The sequence below is a fragment of the Streptomyces coeruleorubidus genome, from assembly GCF_008705135.1.
In the GTDB taxonomy this organism is placed as follows: Bacteria; Actinomycetota; Actinomycetes; order Streptomycetales; family Streptomycetaceae; genus Streptomyces; species Streptomyces coeruleofuscus.
The window spans coordinates 2,813,788-2,832,130 of sequence record NZ_CP023694.1 but is presented as its reverse complement, the minus strand read 5'-3'; the positions used below and the strand labels follow the sequence as shown (position 1 = coordinate 2,832,130).

Genomic DNA, 18,343 nt, shown 5'->3' with positions numbered 1-18,343 from the left:
GGCCGATCCGCCGACCGACAAGCACCGACGAGGAGTACCACCATGCCGAAGACGACCACCGGCCGCGCCCCCGCTCCGGGCACCCGCCGCACCATGACGGCGGCGGCCCGCGCGGCGGCGAAGCGCGCGGAGCGCGGCCACCGTGAAGCGGGCGCGGCGACGGCCGGCGACGAGGAGTCCCCGCGCCGGGCCGAGCGGCCACGCGCCGGACGCACCGTCCTCGTCGACGCCCCGAGGGACGGCTGGGACGACCCGCCGGAGCCGTCGCCGGAGTCGTTCGAGGAGGACGCGCCACAGGAGCGGGGCGAGCCCGGCCCCGCAGGCCGTCGGAGGCCGCTCACCTTGCTCCTGGCCGTCCTGCTCGTCGTGGGCCTGGTCGCGCTCGCCGCCCTGGGGTGGCAGTACCGCGACGGCCGCCTCACGGAGACGGCCCGGACCGAGGCGCTCGCAGCCGCGCGAAAGGCGGCACCGGTCGTCCTGTCGTACGACTACCGCCGCCTGGACAAGGACTTCTCCAGGGCCCGCGCCCACCTGACCGGCGACTTCCGCGACGAGTACGGCAAGACCACGAAGACCGTGGTCGCCCCGACGGCCGAGAAGTACCACGGCGTGGTGAAGGCCACGGTCGCCGCCCCCGGCTCCGGCGGCACCCCGGCCGCCTCCGTCGTCTCGGCCTCCCCCGACAAGGTCGTGGTCCTGCTCTTCGTCAACCAGGTCACCGAGAGCACCCAGGTCTCGGGTGCCCGTGTGGACCAGAACCGGGTGCGGATGACGATGGACCGCACGGGGGACGGGTGGAAGGTGAGCGCGGTGGACGCCCTGTGACGGGAAGTTCCGTTCAGTCCCCGCAGTCCACCGCGGATCTCAGTGCCTCGGTGAAGGACCCGGCCCACGCCTCGACCGTCTCGTGGGTGAACAGGTCCGTCGAGTACTCGAACGTGACCGTGATCGAGTCGGCCTCGGGTGCGATCACGACGTAGAGCTCGTTGCGGGCCACGCCCTGGGCGGGGAGGGCGCGGATGGTGGTGGAGACCTCCTGGAGGTTCAGGGCCGGGGGCTCTGTGGTGATCACGGTGAACAGGACCGTGGGGAACAGGGCGTCCTTCAGCCCGGGCGAGACGAGGGACACCACGTCCGTCAAGGGGAGCTCCTGGTGGTCGAGGGCCGTGAACAGGGTGGTGCTGAGCTGGGACACCAGGTCGGGGAACGTTTCGGCATCGGACAGTCGGGCCCGTAGCAGCACGGCGTCGCCCAGGATGCCGACGATCTCGGAGCGGTCGCGCTGGACGCGGTTGGCGCTGGACGCCGCCAGGACGATGTCGTCCTGTCCGCCGCAGAGGTCGCCCAGCCAGGTGGCGAACGCGGCCGCGAGGACCGTGTACGCCGTGGTGCCCAGGCGGGTCGCCGTGCCGGTCAGGCGGGCGGGAGTGTCGTCGGCGATGGTCCAGGTGCGCAGGGCGCCCCGGCCGGAGAGCCTGCCAGGGTGCGGGTGGTCGTAGGGGAGGGGCGGGCGTAGCGGGACGGTGTCGAGTTCCGTGCGCCAGAAGTGTTCCAGGGCTGTTCTGCGCTGGTCCGGCAGTGCGTGTTCCGATCGGGCGAAGTCCGTGAACTGGCGGACGTCGAGCGGCAGTTGGGGTTGCGTGCCGGATCGTCGCGCGTTGTAGAGGTCCTGAAGGTCGCGCCTGATGATGCTCAGGGACCAGCCGTCGCACACCGCGTGGTGGAAGACCGTCACCAGGACCCAGCGGTCCTCGGCGAGACGGGCCAGGCGGAAGCGGAAGAGAGGGGGCTGGTCCAGCGTGAACGGGGTGGAGACCTGCTCGCGGCACCAGTGGTCCATGGCCTCTTCCGTCTTCCCGGCACGGAGGTCGCTGATCGGCAGCGGCACGGGGACCTCGGCCAGGATCTCGACCTCGTAGCGTCCGTCCTCCCGGCGGACCGGCCTGCCGCGCAGCGCGTGGTGGCGTGCCACCAGGTCCCTGAGGGCCTGGTGCAGGACCTCGGGGTCCAGGTCGCCGCGCAGGTCCATGCGGTGGGCGATGTTGTAGACGCTCGGGTCGGGGAGCGCGTGGTGGCGGCGCCACAGGCGGCGCAGGGTCGAGGGCATCGGCGCGGTGTCCACGACACGGTGACGTGCCGAGATGCCCCGGATCGTCGGATCCAGGAAGAAGTCGGCCATCGTGAGGTCGACGTCCGCCTCCTCCCGCATGCGGTTCAGCAGCCGGATCGCGCTCAGCGAGTGGCCGCCGAGTTCGAAGAACGAGGTGGTGACCGGGACCGGCCGTGTGTCCAGTTCCTCGCCCCACAGATCGTGCAGCGTCTTCTCCAGGGCCGTCGCCGGACCGGCCTGCGACGGCCCGGCGGAGTCGTCCCCCGGTTCCGGCAGGGCCGTGCGGTCCAGCTTGCCGGAGGCGTTCACCGGGAGGCGGTCGAGGGTCACCCAGCGGCGGGGCACCAGGTGGTCCGGCAGTTCGGCGGCCAGTGCGGTGCGCAAAAAGTGCCAGGACGCCGTCGGTTCGGTGGGCACCACGTACGCGGCCAGCTCCATGTCACCGTGTCGGTCCCGGCGTGGGAGGACCGCCGCGTCCCGGACCCCGGGCAGTGCCGTCAACGCCGACTGGACCTCGCCCGGTTCGACGCGGTAGCCGCGGATCTTGACCTGGTCGTCCGCCCGGCCCCGGTACTCCAGCGTGCCGTCCGTACGCACGCGGCCCAGGTCACCCGTGCGGTACAGCACCCCGCCCTCGCCGTCGTCGACGAACGCGGCGGCGGTCTCGGCGGGGCGGTTGTGATAGCCGTGCGCCACCGGTATCCCGCTCACGTGGATCTCGCCGACGGCGCCGACCGGGACCTGCCGGCCCGAGCCGTCCAGCAGCAGGACGCGCGCTCCCGGCACCGGGGTGCCGATCGGGGGCCACTCCTCGCCTGCCGGGTCGACGCGGTGCGACGTGACGATGACCGATGTCTCCGTGGGGCCGTACTGGTTGTGGAGAGCGCAGTCCGGGTGCTGCGCGAGGAAGCGGCGGAAGGCGGGCGTGAGCTGGAGGGCCTCGCCCGCCGAGAACAGCTCGCGCAGGGAGGGGAGATCGGGGGCCGTCTCCATCAGGTACTTCAGGGGGGTGCAGGGCATGAACAGGCGCTGCACCCCGTGGCGGCGTACCGCCTGCGCCAGCGCCGCGGGGTCGTGCCGTACGGCGTCGTCGACGAGGACGAGCGCGGCTCCCGAGGCCAGCGTCGTGAAGATCTCCTGCACGCTGACGTCGAACGCCGGTGACGTCCATTGGAGGGTGCGGAGCGCGGGGTGGCGGCGCAGGTGGCCGTGGACCAGGTTCGCCGGGCCGCGGTGGGGTACGACGACGCCCTTCGGGCGGCCGGTCGAGCCCGAGGTGTGGATGCAGTACGCCGGGTCCTCCAGGCCCGCCCCGTCCGGCAGGGGTGTGGACGGCAGTGTGTCGTCCGCCTGCTCCATACGCAGGACGGGCGGTTCCGGCGCGAGGTCCGGGTGCCCGGCGAGAGCGGTGCCGGAGGTGAGCAGAAGCGCGGGTGTGCCGTCGGCGAGCAGCAGCGACAGACGCGGGGTGGGCAGCGACGGGTCGAGGGGGAGGTATGCCGCCCCGCTCTTGAGCACCGCCAGCAGGGCCGTGATCAGGTGCGGGCCCCGTGGCAGGAGTACGGCGACCCGTTCTCCGCGTGCCGCGCCCCTGGTGCGGAGCCGCCGGGCGAGGCGGTTGGCCGCCGCGTCCAGCTCCGCGTAGGAGAGGTGTTGTTCCCCGCTGATCAGGGCCATGGCGTCCGGGGTGCGGTGGGCTTGCTGCTCGAACAGGCCGTGCAGGGTGGCCAGGGCCCCTTCGCCGGCGCCCTCCTGCCGGGACAGGGCCGCGCGGTCCGCGGCCGTGAGCGCGGTGAGGTCCGCCAGCGGCGCGCCCGGTGCGTCCAGGGCGCGGCGCAGGACCTGTTCGACGTAGTCCACGAAGCGGCGCACAGTGGCCTCGTCGAAGAGGGCCGTGTCGTACTCGACCATGAAGCGGACGCCGTCCGCGTGGTGGGTGAGGTAGACGCTGAGGTCGAACGGGGCGCGGGCGCTCGGCACGTCGAGCAGGGCGGCCGTCAGGCGGGGCGGGTCGAAGAGGGCCTCGCCCTCGTTCTCGTACTCCACCATCACCTGGAACAGCGGATTGCGGCCCGGGTCGCGACGCGGGTTGAGCGCGCCGACCAGTTCGTCGAAGGGCACGCCGCGGTGTTCGTACGCCGACGTGCTGCTCTCCCGGACCCGGCGCAGCAGCGTCGGGAAGTCCGGGTCGCCGGTCAGGTCCAGCCGCAGCGGCACGGTGTCGAGGAACAGGCCCACGTGGTCTTCCGCACCCGCGGGGCGGGCCGCCACCGCGGTGCCGATCACCACGTCCCGTTGCCCGCTGAAACGGCCCAGGACCGCGCCGATCGCGCTCGTCAGTGCCATGAAGAGGGTGGCGCGGTGCCCGGCGGCGAACTTCCTTAGCCCGTCCGTCAGTTCCGCGTCGAGGGCGTGCGTGAGGCTCGCGCCCGCCCCGGTCCTGACCGGCGGGCGGGGACGGTCGGTGGGCAGGGTCAGCTCCGGTGCGTCGCCGAGGCGCCGCCGCCAGAAGTCCAGGGACGCGGGGTCTGCCTCGGGTGCCGCCGGCAGTCCGGGCAGGGGCGGCGGCTCCGAGCCCGCACTGCCGCCCCGCCGGGCGCGGTAGTACGCGGCGAGGTCACGGGCCAGCACAGCCGTGGAAGAGGAGTCGAAGACGATGTGGTGGGCCAGGAGGAAGAGCAGGTGGCGGTCCGGGGACAGGCGGAGCAGGCGGGCCGCGACCAGAGGACCCGTGGCGAGATCGAGTCCGTGGTCGTCCACGAGTGCCGACCGCAGGGCGTCCTCCTCGGTCGAACCCGTGTGGTCCTCCACCGGGCAGTCGAGCGGCATACGGTCGCGCACCTCCTGGTAGGGGATGCCCTCCGTGTCGCCGAACACCGTGCGCAGCGCCGGGTGCCGGTCCGTGACCCGGTCCAGCGCCCAGCGCAGGGCCGGGACGTCCAGCGGGCCCTCCAGCCGGATCGCCTTGGGCTCGTGGTACATGGCGGTGCCCGGGTGCAGTTGCTCCAGGAACCAGATACGGCGCTGGGCGGGGGTGAGCGGCGCCCGGCGGGGCGCTGAGGGTGCCGGAGGCTTCGTCCCGGGAGCCGTCCTGCGGAGCCGGTCCAGTACCGGCAGCGCCGCCAGCACCTTCTCCTTCGGTACGCCGAAGTCCACGAAGCAGGCGATCTCGTCCGCTCCGGCCTCCCGCAGACGCCGTACGGTCTCCGCGGCCGTGCGCTCGTCGCCGATCAGCGCGCGGGAGTCGCAGTAGCGCTCGTAGGCGCGGCCTAGGAGGAACTCCACGTCCTCCTCGGGGGTGTTCTCGAGGTCCACCTGGAAGCCGAGACTGTTGGTGACCTGGTCGAAGAGGGACAGGGAGGAGCGCAGATACGACAGGAAGGGCCGGTAGGCCTCGGCCCGTGCCCGCTCGGCGTCGTCCTCCAGGTAGGTGTGCACGAGCACCACGACCCGCCCGGCCGCCGGGTCGAGACCGTGCTCGGCACGGCAGCGCCGGTACAGCGCGATGTTCTCGGCCAGTTGCTCCACCGTCTGCGTCATCAGGTTGGTGACCACGCCGAGGTCCTCGGCGGCCGCCCGGCGGTAGCTGTCCGGGTTCCCGACGACGGCCACGTACATCGGCGGCCGTTCCTGTACGGGGCGGGGGTGCAGGCGGATCTCCACGGGGGTGCCGTCACCCGCCGTCGTCTTCACCGGCTGCCCCGACCAGAGGTCCCGTACGGTCGCCAGGTGCTCGTACATCACCTCCCGGTGCCGGCCGAAGTGCTGGGGCGCCAGCGCGAAGTCGGTGGCGTGCCAGCCGCTCGCGAAGCACAGGCCCGTCCGGCCGCCGGAGATGTTGTCGACCACCGACCACTCCTCCGCGACCCGGGCGGGATGGTGCAGCGGCAGCACCACGGAACCGGCGTGCAGCCGGACCCGGCTGGTCCGGGCGGCCAGAGCCGCGGCCAGTACGGAGGGGTTGGGGAAGAGCGCGCCGAAGGAGTTGAAGTGCCGCTCGGGGAACCACAGGGCGTGGAAGCCGTGCTGGTCGGCGAAGTCCGCGGCGGCCATGATCAGGCCGTATTTGTCGTGGTCGGTGTCCTGGGGGTAGTCGCCGAAGAAGTAGAGGCTGAAGTCGAACGTCCCAGGAGGTGAGGGGGACGGACTGGGGGTGGGTATGGGCGCGGGCTTGGGGACGATGGGTGCGGGGGCCTGGGCGGGCGGTGTCGTCGGGTGGCCGGATGCCGCGAGCACGTCCAGTTGGCGGGAGATCATTTCGCCCACCTGGTCGACGAGTTGCTCGGCCAGTCGGAGCTGCTGACCGAACAAGGCGTGCAGCCCTTCCGGCGACTCCGACGGAGCAGCGGGCGCCGTCGGCTGCTCGACCACCGGTTCCCGGACCACCCGTTCCCGGACCACCGGCGCGTCTCCCCGCAGTCGCGCGACCCGCTCGGCCAGCCTGCGCGGTGTGTCGGCCGAGTCGAACACCTCCCGGACCGGGACGCGGACGCCGTACCGCTGTTCCAGCTCCGTCGTCATGCTCATCAGGGAGAGCGAGTCGGCGCCCAGTTCGAAGAAGGAGCTGTCCGGTGTGACGTCGGCGGTGGGGCGGCCGAGTTTGGCAGCCGCCAGTTCCCTGATGACGAGCAGGACTTGGCCGTCCGGCCCGGGCTTCTCAGGAGCCGGCACCGGCGCCTCCGCCCGGAACGGCACCGCACGCCGCCGCAGCGGATGCCCCGGCAGCGGCACCCGGCCCCCGTCACCGGTCAGCGAGTCCCAGTCCAGGTCCGCGCCCCTGCCGTACAGCGAGCCGAGCGCCGTCAGGAACCCGTGTGCCTGCTCGGCCGCCGCGTCCCCTTCGCCCTGCCCGCTCAGCCAGCGGCTGTCGGGTACGCAGTGCCGGCCGAGGCCGGTGAGGGTCCGCCCGGCGCCGATCTCCACGAAGTCCCGGCAGCCCTGCTCGACGGCCCTGTCCATGGCGAGGTCGAAGCGGACCGGCTGCCGGGCCTGACGGCACAGGTAGTCCACGTCGACCGTCCAGCCCGCCCCGCGCAGCTCACCGTCGGCCGTGGTCACCAGCGGCGTGTGCGACGGGCGGTACGTCACGTCGCGCGCACGGGTCCGGAACTCGTCCAGGGCGCTGTCGATCCCGGCGGAGTGGAACGCCCGGTCGACCGGCAGCTCACGCCACCGCAGGCCCTCCCGGTCGAGCAGCACCGCCGCCTCCTTCAGGGCCTGCGGTTGGCCCGAGAGCACCTGGGCGTAGGGGCCGTTGACCGCGGCGAGCTCCGCACCGGCGGCCAGGGCGATGCGCCGCGCGGTGGCCTGGTCGGCCCGGACGGCGAGCATGCCCCCGGCCGGGCAGCGGGTCTGCATCAGCCGCCCGCGCCAGGCGGTGAGCCGCAGCCCGTCCTCCAGCGTCAAAGCACCGGCCGCGTAGAGGGCGGCATACTCGCCGACGCTGTGCCCGAGCAGGAGCGCGGGGCGTATCCCGGCCGCCCGCCAGGCGTCCACCAGTGCCGCCTGATGGGCGAAGAGGGCGGCTTGCGCGGTTTCGGTGGGCCAGATCTCGTCGTCCGCGGGCCGGTCGGCGGGCGTGGGGGCGGGGGTGGTCAGCAGCCGCGCGAGCAGGCTGCCGCCGAACTCCCCGGCGTAGACCTCCTCGCACCGGTCGAGCGTGACCCGCGCGGCCGGGTGCGCGGCGTACTGGCCGTTCGCCATGCCGCGGCGGGCACTGCCCTGGCCCGCGAACGCGAAGGCGACCGGGCCGAGAGGGGAGGGCGTGAGGTGGCGCTGTTCTCCCAGAGCGCGGGCGAGTTCGCCCGCCGTGCGGCCGGCCACGGCGGTGCGTGCCGGACGGTGCGGCCTGCCGAGGGCCAGGGTGGCGGCCACGTCGGCGGCCGGGAGGCCGGGCCGGGCCGGCAGCCGGTCGCGGAGGGCGGCCGTGAGCTCGTCCAGGGCCTCGGGGTCGCGGGCCGACACGGGGACGAGGACGGGCAGGTCGGGGGTGGGGCGGGGGCGTGCGGGCGGGGCTTCCTCCAGCACCACATGGGCGTTGGTGCCGCCGACGCCGAGCGCGCTGACCCCGGCCCGGCGGGGCACGCCGTCCGGCACCTGCCACGGCCGCAGTTCCGTGGCGAGCGTCAATGTGCCGTCGCTCAAGGGGAGTTCGGGGTTCGGACGGGTGAGGTGCGGTGTCGGCACCAGGGTGCGGTCGCGCAGCATGAGGACCGTCTTGATGAGCCCGGCCATTCCGGCGCAACTGTCGAGATGCCCGATGTTCGGCTTCACCGAGCCGACCACGCAGGGGCCGGAGCGAGCGGATGCCCCCGTGTCCTCGCCCAGCGCCCGCCGCAACGCCGTCAGCTCCACCGGATCCCCGAGCCGCGTCCCCGTGCCGTGCGCCTCCACGTACGAGATCGTCGCCGCGGGCACCTCCGCCCTGCGCAGGGCCTGACGTACGACCTCGGCCTGTCCCTCGACACCGGGCGCGCTGAAGCCGACCTTGGCGGCGCCGTCGTTGTTGACCGCGGAGCCCAGGATCACCGCGTGCACGGTGTCGCCGTCGGCCAGCGCCCGGTCGAGACGCTTGAGCAGGACGGCGGCCACGCCGTTGCCGCCGACGGTGCCGTCGGCCTCCGCGTCGAAGGCGCGGCAGCGTCCGGTGGGGGACAGGATCGACCCGGGGTGGCTGTGATAGCCGGTCTCCTGCGGCAGGTGCACGGCCGCCGCGCCCGCCAGCGCCAGGTCCGTCTCCCCGGTGAGCAGCGCCTGGACCGCGAGGTGCACCGCGACCAGGGAGGTGGAACAGGCCGTCTGCACACCGATCGCCGGGCCGGTGAGGCCGAGCCGGTAGGCGACGCGGGTGGCGAGGAAGTCCGGCTCCTGACCGATGGCCGACTGCATGCCGGCGGCCGGGTCCGACGGGTCGTACGGTGAGCCGGTCGCGGGCTGCTGCTGGTGGTCGTAGAGGTTCATGCCCGAGCCGGCGAACACCCCCACCCGGACGCCGGGCGCGGTCGCCGCGTGGCCGCCGTCCTCCAGGGCCTGGTGGCAGCACTCCAGGAACAGCCGGTGCGCGGGATGCGTCAGCCCGGCCTCCTTAGGGCTCATCCCGAAGAAGTCCGCGTCGAACTCCTCGACGCCGTCGAGGATCCCGGCGGCGGGCACGAGGCCGGGCGCGCGGCGCTGCTCCGGCGACAGGCCCGCCGCCGCGAGCTCCCGCTCACCGAAGACCCGGACGCTGTCGACGCCGCCCCGCAGATTCGCCCAGAACTCCTCGACCGAGTTCGCCCCGGGGAAGCGCAGCGACAGCCCGATGACGGCGACGCGGCGCTCGGGGGAGTCCGTGGGAGAGGTGCCCTCGTCGGTCACCGTCTCGGCCCCGGTCCGGGTCGCCGTCCCGGCCGCCGGTCCGCTCGCGAGGTGTGCCGCGAGTGCCGTGGCCGTCGGGTGCTCGAAGAACGCGGTCTGGGCGACCGGCACCCCGAGGCGTTCCGCCAGCCGGTTCCCCAGGCGCACCAGCAGGACGGACGTCAGGCCGAGTTCGTAGAACGGCACGTCCGCGTCGGCCGGGCGGCCCAGCTCGGCGCTCAGTTCCTCCCTGACGGCCCGGGTCACGGCGTCCGCGTCCGCCGGGGCGGACGGCGCCGGAGCCGGGGCGGCGTCGAAGCCACCGGCGACCAGGCGGCTCTGGAGTTCCGCGCGGCGCACCTTGCCCGCCGGCGTCCGAGGGAACTCGCCCGCCGGGACGGGCAGGACGTACGCGGCGGTGAGCCGGAGACGGGTGAACAGCGCCGCCTTCACCTCGGTGGCGATCCGCGGGTCCTCGGCGGTGCCGCGGCTGACGAAGAACACGGCGAGTTCCTCCGTGCCCCGCTCCGGGTGCGGGATGCCGCAGGCGGCGACCTCGCCCTGCCGGACGCCGTCGACGGCGGTGGCGGTCTCCTCCACCTCGTGGCAGTAGACGTTGTGGCCGTTGAGGATGATCACGTCCTTGCGGCGGCCCGTGATGACGACCTGGCCGCCGTAGAGGAACGCCAGGTCACCGGTGTCGAGCCAGTCGCGTCCGGCGGGGTAGGCGGCGGCGTCCGCCTCGGGGTTGTTCACGTAGCCCGGGGTGAGCCGGTTGGCCGAGTGGACCTGGAGCCTGCCGATGCGGCCCGGCGGGGCGAGCTCGCCCCGGTCGTCGACGACGCGCAGGGTGACGCCGTGCGCGGGCGAGCCGCAGGCGACGAAGGTGACGCACTCGGCGTCCGGGGTGTCCTCACCGGCTCGGACCAGGTCGCCGCCCAGGCTGTTCTTGAGCAGGCGGTGCACGGTGCCCGGCCGGTCCAGCCGGCCGTAGGTGACGGCCGTGACCGTCTCTGCCATGCCCCACACCGGGGCGATGTGCTCCTCGCGCACCCCGTACGGGGCCGTCGCGTCGAGGAAACGGCGCAGCACCGGCAGCACGACCCGCTCGCCCCCGCACACCAGCGACTTGAGGCCGCTCAGGTCCCAGGAGCGGTCGGCCCGCTCGGCGAGCGCGTCCGCGACCAGCCGGTAGGCGAAGGTCGGTGCCCAGCCGTGCTGCGCCCGGTGTTCGTGGAGGAGGTCGAGCCAGCGCAGCGGGTCGGCGAGCACCCGCTCGGTGGGCGCGTGGACGTTGGTGCAGCCGGTGAAGACCGCGAGCAGGTGGTAGAGCAGGAAGGCGCCGCTGTGGTCGACGGGCAGCCAGTTCACCATCGTGTCGTCCGGGCGGACGTCGAGGATCCGCCTGCTGCTCGCCGCGAAGTCCGCGAGCCCGGCGTGCGTCAGCCGGGCGGCCTTCGGGACGCCGGTGCTGCCGGAGGACAGCATCAGCAGGGCCGTGTCGGAGGGGTCCGGCTCGACGAGGTCGTCGTGGCCGTCCGCGGGCGGTGCGTCCAGGCAGGCGGCGGCGAGGGCGACGCGCGGTGCGGGCGTGGCGTGGGCGAGGGCCGCCGCGCCGGGTGCGTCGGTCAGGACCAGCGGCCCGCCGAGCAACGCGCAGGCCTGCCGCAAGCGTTCGAAGGCCGGGGAGCCCGGCGCGGGATGCTCGGCGATGGCCACGGGTAAGGCACCGCCGAGGACACACGCCCAGAAGGCGGGGAAGAACTCGGCCAGTGGCAGCCCGCACAGCACCACCGTGTCGCCGCGCCGCAGTCCGTGCGCCCGCAGGCCGGTGAGCATACGGCGTGCCGCGTCCAGCAGTTCGGGATACGACCGTGAGCTCGTCGTGCCGTCGGCGGCGACGGTGACGACGGCTCCGCCGGAAGCGGCCCGGGCGGCGCCCAGCAGTGCCCGCACGGCGTCGACCGGATCACCCTCCGCGCGTTCGGGCTCAGGGCCCCGGCAACTGGCTTGCCCCCGTGGACGTTCCATGCGCGTGCTCTCCCTTTTCTTCGCCGGCCGGCGGGGGGTGTGAGTGGTCCTCGCCGGTGGGTGGGCGGTTGTGGCCGGTGGGTGGGCGGTTGTCGCCGGTGGACGGGTGGTTCTCGCCGAGGGATGGGTGGTTCTCGCCGGTAGGTGGACGGTTGTCGCCGGTGGACGGGTGGTCCTCCCCGACGGACGGACGGCTCTCGCTGATGGGCGGGCGGCCGTCGTCGGCGTGCGAGTGCGAGTGCGTGTCGCCGTCGCCCTGGCCCGGCCGGCCCATCCACCGCCGTCCCCCCGCGAACAGCAGCAGCGCCAGCGCCCCGCACACCGCCGCCCCGTGGAAGGCGCCCACGACGGTCAGTGCGGGCAGCACCTCCAGGGCGGCGGCCGCGGCCATCGTGCCGAGGGCGAATCCGGACTGCTCGGCGGTGGCGGACAGGCCGAACAGGCGGCCGCGCTGCCGGTCGGGGGCCGCCTGGAGGCGCGAGGTGTAGACGATCTCGGTCCAGCCGTCCGCGAACCCCGCCGCCACGGCCGCCGCCATCAGGGCCGGGGCGGGCAGCCCGGTGAACGCCGCCACGAAACAGAACGACATCGCGCAGGTGCCCACCGCGAAGGCACGCTCGCCCCAGGACGCCCCGTGGGACCGGCGTTTGAGGACCTGGTGGGCGAGCAGGGTGCCCACGGCCCACGCCGACCAGAACCGGGTCATGAACACCGCCGGATCGGACGGCTCGGCCGCGTGCGCCGCCAGCGGCAGCGCGACGTTGTGCGAGGCGGACGCCAGCGCGTCGAGCCCCCGCAGCGCGATCATGCCGAGCAACGCTCCGGCGAGGCCCGCCACACGGAGCCGCGGCCGCTTGCCACCCGCCGGCGAGGACCCGGCGCCGGCCCGCTCCTCCCCGGACTCGTCACACGGTTGGTCGTCCGTGCGCGGCCGGAGCACCAGTACGGCCGCGGCCGACACCGCGAAGCTCGCGGCGTTCACGGCGAAGGCGACACCGAAACCGCCGAGGGCGATGACCGGCGCGGCCGACGCGAAACCCAGCACCGTGGCGACCGAACGGGCCGTGACCAGTACGCCGTTCGCCCGGGCGCGGTCGTCCTGCCCGACCATGACGGGCACCGCGCTGCGCAGGGCGACGTTGAAGAAGGTGTTGCCCGCGCCCAGCACGACCACCGCCCCGAGCAGCACCCACAGCGGCGTGTCCGACGCCCGGAGCGCGAGCACGACCATGGCGAGGGTCTGGGCGAGGTCCGTGACCACCATGACGGTCCGGCGCGTGAACCTGGCGGTCAGCGCCCCGGCGGCGAGGCCCGCCGTGACACCGGACAGCAGCCGTACGGCCATCACGACGCCCACGCCCAGGGCGGTGCCCGTGACCTCGTACGAGAACAGGCTCAGCGCGATGAGATTCAGGTAGGTCCCGTACGCCGACACGGCGTGCGCGACCACCACGGCACGAAACCGCCACTCCACCCCCGTCACCGGACTCCTCAACCTGGTTGGGCCAGGGTCGGCCGCTCGGTGCTTTTCACCGCAGCGTAACCCGAGGGGGAAAGGTGAACGGGCGCTTGTGCGTTATTCGATGATCAGAGCGACGGGCGCGGAACCTCCGCTTGTGCCGGCAGTGCCGTGGACCGGCGTGTCACCCGCTCCAGGTGCCCGGCGAAGACCTCCCGCGCCTCCGGCGTCAGGGACCGCAGTGCCATCAGTGCCGTGATGACGACATCGCACAGTTCCGCCTGCACGTCGTCCCAGGTGTGTGTCACGCCCTTGCGCGGGTTCTGGCCGGTCGCGCCGATCACCGCCTCGGCGACCTCGCCGACCTCCTCGGACAGTTTCAGGATGCGCAGCAGCACGCCCTCGCGGCCCTCGACCGGGCGGTGGGTGTCGAGCCACTCGGACAGGGTGTCGATGGTGGCCCACAGGTCGGGCACGGGCGGCGTGTGATCACTCATGGGCGGCAGCCTGCCACGAGGGTCTGACAGTGCCCCTACCGCTGCTACTCCATGAACTCCTCTTCGAACAGCGGGTCCTGCTCGCCCTCCTTCGCCCTCCGCAGCCGCCGGGCACGCGCCCCCACGACCAGGGCCGTCCCCGCCGCCGTCGCCGCGAACGCCGCCGGAATCATCCAGCCCCGGTTCACCGCGTGCCCGAGCGCGTGGTCCAGGGAGAGCCTTCCCGGGCCGGTGACGGCCAGGCCGGCGGCCGTGAGGCCCAGCGTCGCCGCGTACTCGTAGCCGCCGCCCTGGTTGAAGAAGCCGTTCGGCGTGTGCACGGCTGCCGCACCGGCCATCGCACCGGCCGCCGCGGCACCGGCCGCCGGTGTGGCGAGGCCCAGGGCCAGCAGCGCGCCGCCGCCGGTCTCGGCGAGGCCCGCCGCCGTCGCGCTCGTCCTGCCGGGGACGTAGCCGACGGACTCCATGAACTGGCCGGTCCCCTCGATGCCGTGCCCGCCGAACCAGCCGAACAGCTTCTGCGTGCCGTGCGCGGCCAGCACACCGCCCGTCCCCAGCCGAAGCAGCAGCAGGCCCAGATCACGTCGGTCGTAACGCCTCACGTCGTCTCCCGGAGCAGACAGCAGGAACAGAAGGACACTCCCCGTCGCCTTTCCACCGTCGCACCCCTGACACCCCCCGGACCCGCCCGGGACGCCGTTCGGGTGGCACGGGTGGCGTGGCGGGGCGGCCGGTACGAGGCTGACCGGCATGACGATTCAGACCACACGCCTCAGCGATCCGGCCGTCCGCGCCTTCGTGACCGCCGTGAACAACCACGACCGCGAGGCCTTCATGGCGCTCCTCGCGCCCGGCGCGACCATGGCGGACGACGGCTCCGACCGCGACCTCGCCGACTGGGTGGACCGGGAGATCTTCTCCTCCCACGGCCACCTGGAGGTCGACAACGAGTCCAACGGCGGCCGCGCCCTCATCGCCCGCTACAACAACGACACCTGGGGCGAGATGCGCACCCGGTGGAGCTTCACCGTGGACGACGACGGCCGGATCTCCCGCTTCGAGACCGGTCAGGCCTGAAAAACCGCACTAGGCAGGGCCTTGCCTTCGCGTGCGCTCCAACTCCTAGCATCCCCGGGCATGGAAACCACACGGACGCTGGGACGCAGCGGCATCGAGGTGAGCGCCCTCGGCTTCGGCTGCTGGGCGATCGGCGGGGAATGGCAGGACACGGACGGGCAGCCGCTCGGCTGGGGCAAGGTCGACGACGAGGAGTCCGGGCGGGCGGTGCGGCGCGCCCTCGACCTGGGCGTCACCTTCTTCGACACCGCCGACACCTACGGGGCCGGACACAGTGAACGCGTGCTGGGCCGGGCCCTCGGCAAGCGCAGGGCCGATGTCGTCGTCGCCACCAAGTGGGGCAACGTGTTCGACGAGGCCACCCGGACCCGCACCGGCGGCGACGCCTCCCCGGCCCACCTGCGCCGCGCCCTGACCGCGTCCCTGGACCGGCTCGGCACCGACTACGTCGATCTCTACCAGTTCCATCTCTCCGATGCGGACCCCGAGCAGGCCGCCCTGCTCCGGGACGCGTGCGAGGAGCTGGTCCGCGAGGGACTGATACGGGCCTACGCGTGGAGCACCGACGACCCGGCCCGCGCCGCCGTGTTCGCCGAGGGGCCGCACTGCGCCGCAGTCCAGCACACGCTCAACGTCCTCCAGGACGCGCCCGCGATGATCCGGCTGTGCGAGGAGGCGGGCCTGGCGAGCATCAACCGCAGCCCGCTCGCCATGGGACTGCTCACCGGGAAACGCCGGGCCCGGCAGCCGCTGGAGGCCGGTGACATCCGCAGCAGGCCCCCGGCCTGGCTCCAGGGTTTCGGTGACGGATCCGGCGCCGACCCGGAGTGGCTCGCCCGTATCGACGCCGTCAGGGACGTCCTCACCAGCGAGGGCCGCACGCTCGGCCAGGGCGCCCTTGCCTGGTTGTGGGCGCGCAGCCCGCGCACGATTCCCATCCCGGGCTTCCGGTCGGTGGCCCAGGCGGAGGAGAACGCGGCGGCGCTGGAGAAGGGGGCACTGACCGGCGCTCAGCTGACCGAGGTCGACCGGCTGCTCGGGCGGTGATGTAAGCGGCAGTCGTTCCACACGCACCGGTGCGCACCCCGCGGTTCAGCGCGGGGTCCACCCCCACCCGGTGCCGTGGAACGACTGCCGCCGCCCCCCTGGAAATGTGGCCGACGGAAGCTACCTGCTCCAACTGTGAAGCTTTCGTGTAAGCGAGTTGAGCATAAGGCCCCTACCGGCCGCAATGGGGCGGACGTTCTAATTCCGTTTGTGCAGGTTGAAGAGTTGACGAATGCGCCCCCGCGAGGGTCAGCCCCGCCCGACGTACGGCATCGCCGTGGCGAGTACGGTCGCGAACTGCACATTCGCCTCCAGCGGCAGCTCCGCCATGTGCCGTACCGTGCGGGCCACGTCGGCGACGTCCATCACCGGTTCCGGGGCGGTCTCGCCGTTCGCCTGAAGCGCTCCCGTCTGCATACGGGCCGTCATGTCGGTGGCCGCGTTGCCGATGTCGATCTGCCCGACGGCGATGCGGTACGGCCGCCCGTCCAGCGACAGCGATTTGGTCAGGCCGGTCAGCGCGTGCTTGGTCGCGGTGTAGGCCACCGAGTGCGGACGCGGCGTGTGCGCCGAGATCGAGCCGTTGTTGATGATCCGCCCGCCCTGCGGCTCCTGCTCCTTCATCTGCCGGTACGCCGCCTGCGCGCACAGGAACGCCCCGTTGAGGTTGGTGTCCACCACGTGCCGCCACGCCTCGTAGGGCAGCTCCTCGACCGGCACGCCGCCGGGCCCGAACGTGCCCGCGTTGTTGAACAGCAGGTCGACCCGCCCGAAGCGCTCGACGGTGGCGGCGAACAGGGCGGTCACGTCCTCGGGCCGTGAGACGTCCGTCCGTACGGCGAGAGCCGCGCCCCCGGGTACCAGGGCCGCCGTCTCCTCCAGCGTCTCGGCGCGCCGCCCCGCCAGTGCCACCGACCAGCCGGCGCGGAGCAGTTCCACGGCGACCGCCCGGCCGATGCCGGAGCCCGCCCCGGTCACCACCGCGATCGCATTTTCCTTGGCATTCATGGGCCCGCAGCGTACGGGAGGGCCCGCCATGCGGAACTCACCCATCCGTCACGCGAGTGCTGTGTACGTGTCAACCAGGTGTCGTCCCCGGCCACTCCAATGCCCCCTGAGCCATTCGTCAGGGGAGGACCGGATGACACCCGCAGCACACCCGTCCCAGCACGCCCCCGAACTCCGCGCGGCAGCCCGGCACATCGGCCGCCGCCGCTTCCTCACCGCCACCGGCGCCGCCGCCGCGCTGGCCTTCGCGACCAACCTGCCGTCCCCCGGAGTAGCGGCCGCCGCCGAACTCGACGCCGCGCGGATCACCGACAACCCGTTCACGCTGGGCGTCGCCTCCGGCGACCCGCTGCCCGGCTCGGTCATCCTGTGGACCCGTCTCGCACCCGCCCCCTTCCAGGCCGACAGCGGACTGCCCGCCGAACGCGTCACCGTCCACTGGGAGCTGGCCCACGACGAGCGGTTCCGCCGCGTCGCCCGGCGCGGCACCGCCACCGCGCACCCCGAGTTCCACCACACCGTCCACGTCGAGGTGGGCCACCTGGACGCCGGACGCGTCTACTACTACCGCTTCCGCGCGGGCCGTTGGGTCAGCCCGGCCGGCCGCACCCGCACCGCCCCCGACCCCGGCAGCCGCGTCCCGGAACTCACCCTCGCCGCCGTCTCCTGCCAGGCCTACCACGACGGCTACTACACGCCGTACGCCCATCTCGCCGCCGACGACGTCGACCTCGTCCTGCACCTCGGCGACTACCTCTACGAGTACGCCGTCAACCCGGTCGGCGGCCAGCGCAACTACACCGACCGCACGCTGCCCGACCTCTTCAACCGCGAGACCCTGACCCTGGAGGACTACCGCCTGCGGTACGCCCTCTACAAGTCCGACCCCGACCTGAGCGCCGCGCACGCCGCGCACCCCTTCGTCGTCACCTGGGACGACCACGAGACCGAGAACAACTACGCCGACGACATCCCCGAGAACAGCGTCCCGCCGGAGGAGTTCCTGCTGCGCCGCGCCTCCGCCTACCGCGCCTACTGGGAGAACCAGCCGCTGCGTCAGCCGCAGCGTCCCACCGGACCCGACATGCGGCTCTACCGCCGCCTGCACTGGGGCAGGCTCGCCCAGTTCGACGTCCTCGACACCCGCCAGTACCGCTCCGACCAGGCCTACGGAGACAAGGCGCACGTCCCCGGGCCCGAGTCCGACGACCCGGCGCGCACCATGACCGGGGCGACGCAGGAACGGTGGCTGCTCGACGGCTGGCGCTCCTCGCGGGCGCTGTGGAACGTCGTGCCGCAGCAGGTCCTGTTCGCCCGGCGGCACATGGACGCCACCACCCCGTCGCGGGTGTCGATGGACGCCTGGGACGGCTACAGCGCCTCACGCAGGCGCGTCCTCGACGGGGCGAAGGCCGCCGGCGTCGAGAACCTGATGGTGCTCAGCGGCGACGTGCACGCGGCGTACGCCTTCGACATCAAGGACGACTTCGACGACCAGGACTCCGCGACGCTCGGCACCGAGATCGTGGCGACGTCCATCTCCAGCGGCCGGGACGGCGCCGACAAGCCCGCCACCTGGGACACCTACATGTCCGCCAACCCGCACCTGAAGTTCTTCAACGGGCGGCGCGGCTACGTCACGGTCGCCCTGGGGCGGGAGTCGGCGCGGGCCGACTTCAAGACCGTGCCGTACGTGACCCGGCAGGGGGCGCCGGTCGCGACGGCCGCGTCCTTCGTGACGGAGGTGGGGGAGCAGGGGCTCAAGCCGGCGTGAGCAGG

9 protein-coding genes are annotated in these 18,343 nt (G+C 73.3%); 4 read left to right on the top strand and 5 right to left on the bottom strand.

The features are described 5' to 3' along the window. Window positions 1–42: 42 nt before the first annotated feature. On the top strand, window positions 43–825 hold the full coding sequence (locus CP976_RS13120) for a hypothetical protein (RefSeq protein WP_150480523.1): 783 nt from the start codon (window positions 43–45) through the stop codon (window positions 823–825). A 13-nt stretch (window positions 826–838) separates the two neighbouring features. On the opposite strand, the gene CP976_RS13115 is transcribed toward CP976_RS13120, so the two are convergent. From CP976_RS13115 to CP976_RS13100, 4 genes are all read right to left on the bottom strand, one after another. Then, a complete protein-coding gene (locus CP976_RS13115) occupies window positions 839–11,476 on the bottom strand; it encodes a non-ribosomal peptide synthetase/type I polyketide synthase (protein WP_150480522.1) in 10,638 nt (3,545 codons plus the stop codon). Then, complete coding sequence (locus CP976_RS13110; protein WP_229875250.1) at window positions 11,436–12,959, bottom strand: MFS transporter; 1,524 nt, start codon at window positions 12,957–12,959, stop codon at window positions 11,436–11,438. Before CP976_RS13110 ends, CP976_RS13115 begins: the two co-directional genes overlap by 41 nt. Before the next feature lie 104 nt (window positions 12,960–13,063). Then, on the bottom strand, window positions 13,064–13,432 hold the full coding sequence (locus tag CP976_RS13105; RefSeq protein WP_150480521.1) for a MazG-like family protein: 369 nt from the start codon (window positions 13,430–13,432) through the stop codon (window positions 13,064–13,066). A gap of 44 nt (window positions 13,433–13,476) precedes the next feature. Then, the gene (locus CP976_RS13100; RefSeq protein WP_150480520.1) at window positions 13,477–14,034 is read right to left on the bottom strand and encodes a DoxX family protein; all 558 of its coding nucleotides are present in this window, start codon (window positions 14,032–14,034) and stop codon (window positions 13,477–13,479) included. Window positions 14,035–14,182: 148 nt separating this feature from the next. Between CP976_RS13100 and CP976_RS13095 the strand changes: the two genes are divergently transcribed. Together CP976_RS13095 and CP976_RS13090 are read left to right on the top strand one after the other, a co-directional pair. After that, window positions 14,183–14,509, top strand: a complete 327-nt coding sequence (locus CP976_RS13095; RefSeq protein ID WP_086846736.1) for a hypothetical protein — start codon at window positions 14,183–14,185, stop codon at window positions 14,507–14,509. A gap of 60 nt (window positions 14,510–14,569) precedes the next feature. Further along, window positions 14,570–15,556, top strand: a complete 987-nt coding sequence (locus CP976_RS13090) for an aldo/keto reductase (protein WP_150480519.1) — start codon at window positions 14,570–14,572, stop codon at window positions 15,554–15,556. Window positions 15,557–15,805: 249 nt separating this feature from the next. Here the strand turns inward: CP976_RS13090 and CP976_RS13085 are convergent, their stop codons facing one another. Then, a complete protein-coding gene (locus CP976_RS13085; RefSeq protein WP_150480518.1) occupies window positions 15,806–16,564 on the bottom strand; it encodes an SDR family oxidoreductase in 759 nt (252 codons plus the stop codon). Between the two features lie 133 nt (window positions 16,565–16,697). Here CP976_RS13085 and CP976_RS13080 point away from each other — a divergent pair, with 133 nt between their 5' ends. Beyond that, window positions 16,698–18,338, top strand: a complete 1,641-nt coding sequence (locus CP976_RS13080; protein WP_150480517.1) for an alkaline phosphatase D family protein — start codon at window positions 16,698–16,700, stop codon at window positions 18,336–18,338. Window positions 18,339–18,343 lie beyond the last annotated feature (5 nt).

Coding starts and splice junctions, on each gene's coding strand:
- CP976_RS13120 (WP_150480523.1), top strand. CDS start 43: ATGCCGAAGACGACCACCGGCCGCGCCCCCGCTCCGGGCACCCGCCGC.
- CP976_RS13115 (WP_150480522.1), bottom strand. CDS start 11,476: ATGGAACGTCCACGGGGGCAAGCCAGTTGCCGGGGCCCTGAGCCCGAA.
- CP976_RS13105 (WP_150480521.1), bottom strand. CDS start 13,432: ATGAGTGATCACACGCCGCCCGTGCCCGACCTGTGGGCCACCATCGAC.
- CP976_RS13095 (WP_086846736.1), top strand. CDS start 14,183: ATGACGATTCAGACCACACGCCTCAGCGATCCGGCCGTCCGCGCCTTC.
- CP976_RS13090 (WP_150480519.1), top strand. CDS start 14,570: ATGGAAACCACACGGACGCTGGGACGCAGCGGCATCGAGGTGAGCGCC.
- CP976_RS13085 (WP_150480518.1), bottom strand. CDS start 16,564: ATGAATGCCAAGGAAAATGCGATCGCGGTGGTGACCGGGGCGGGCTCC.
- CP976_RS13080 (WP_150480517.1), top strand. CDS start 16,698: ATGACACCCGCAGCACACCCGTCCCAGCACGCCCCCGAACTCCGCGCG.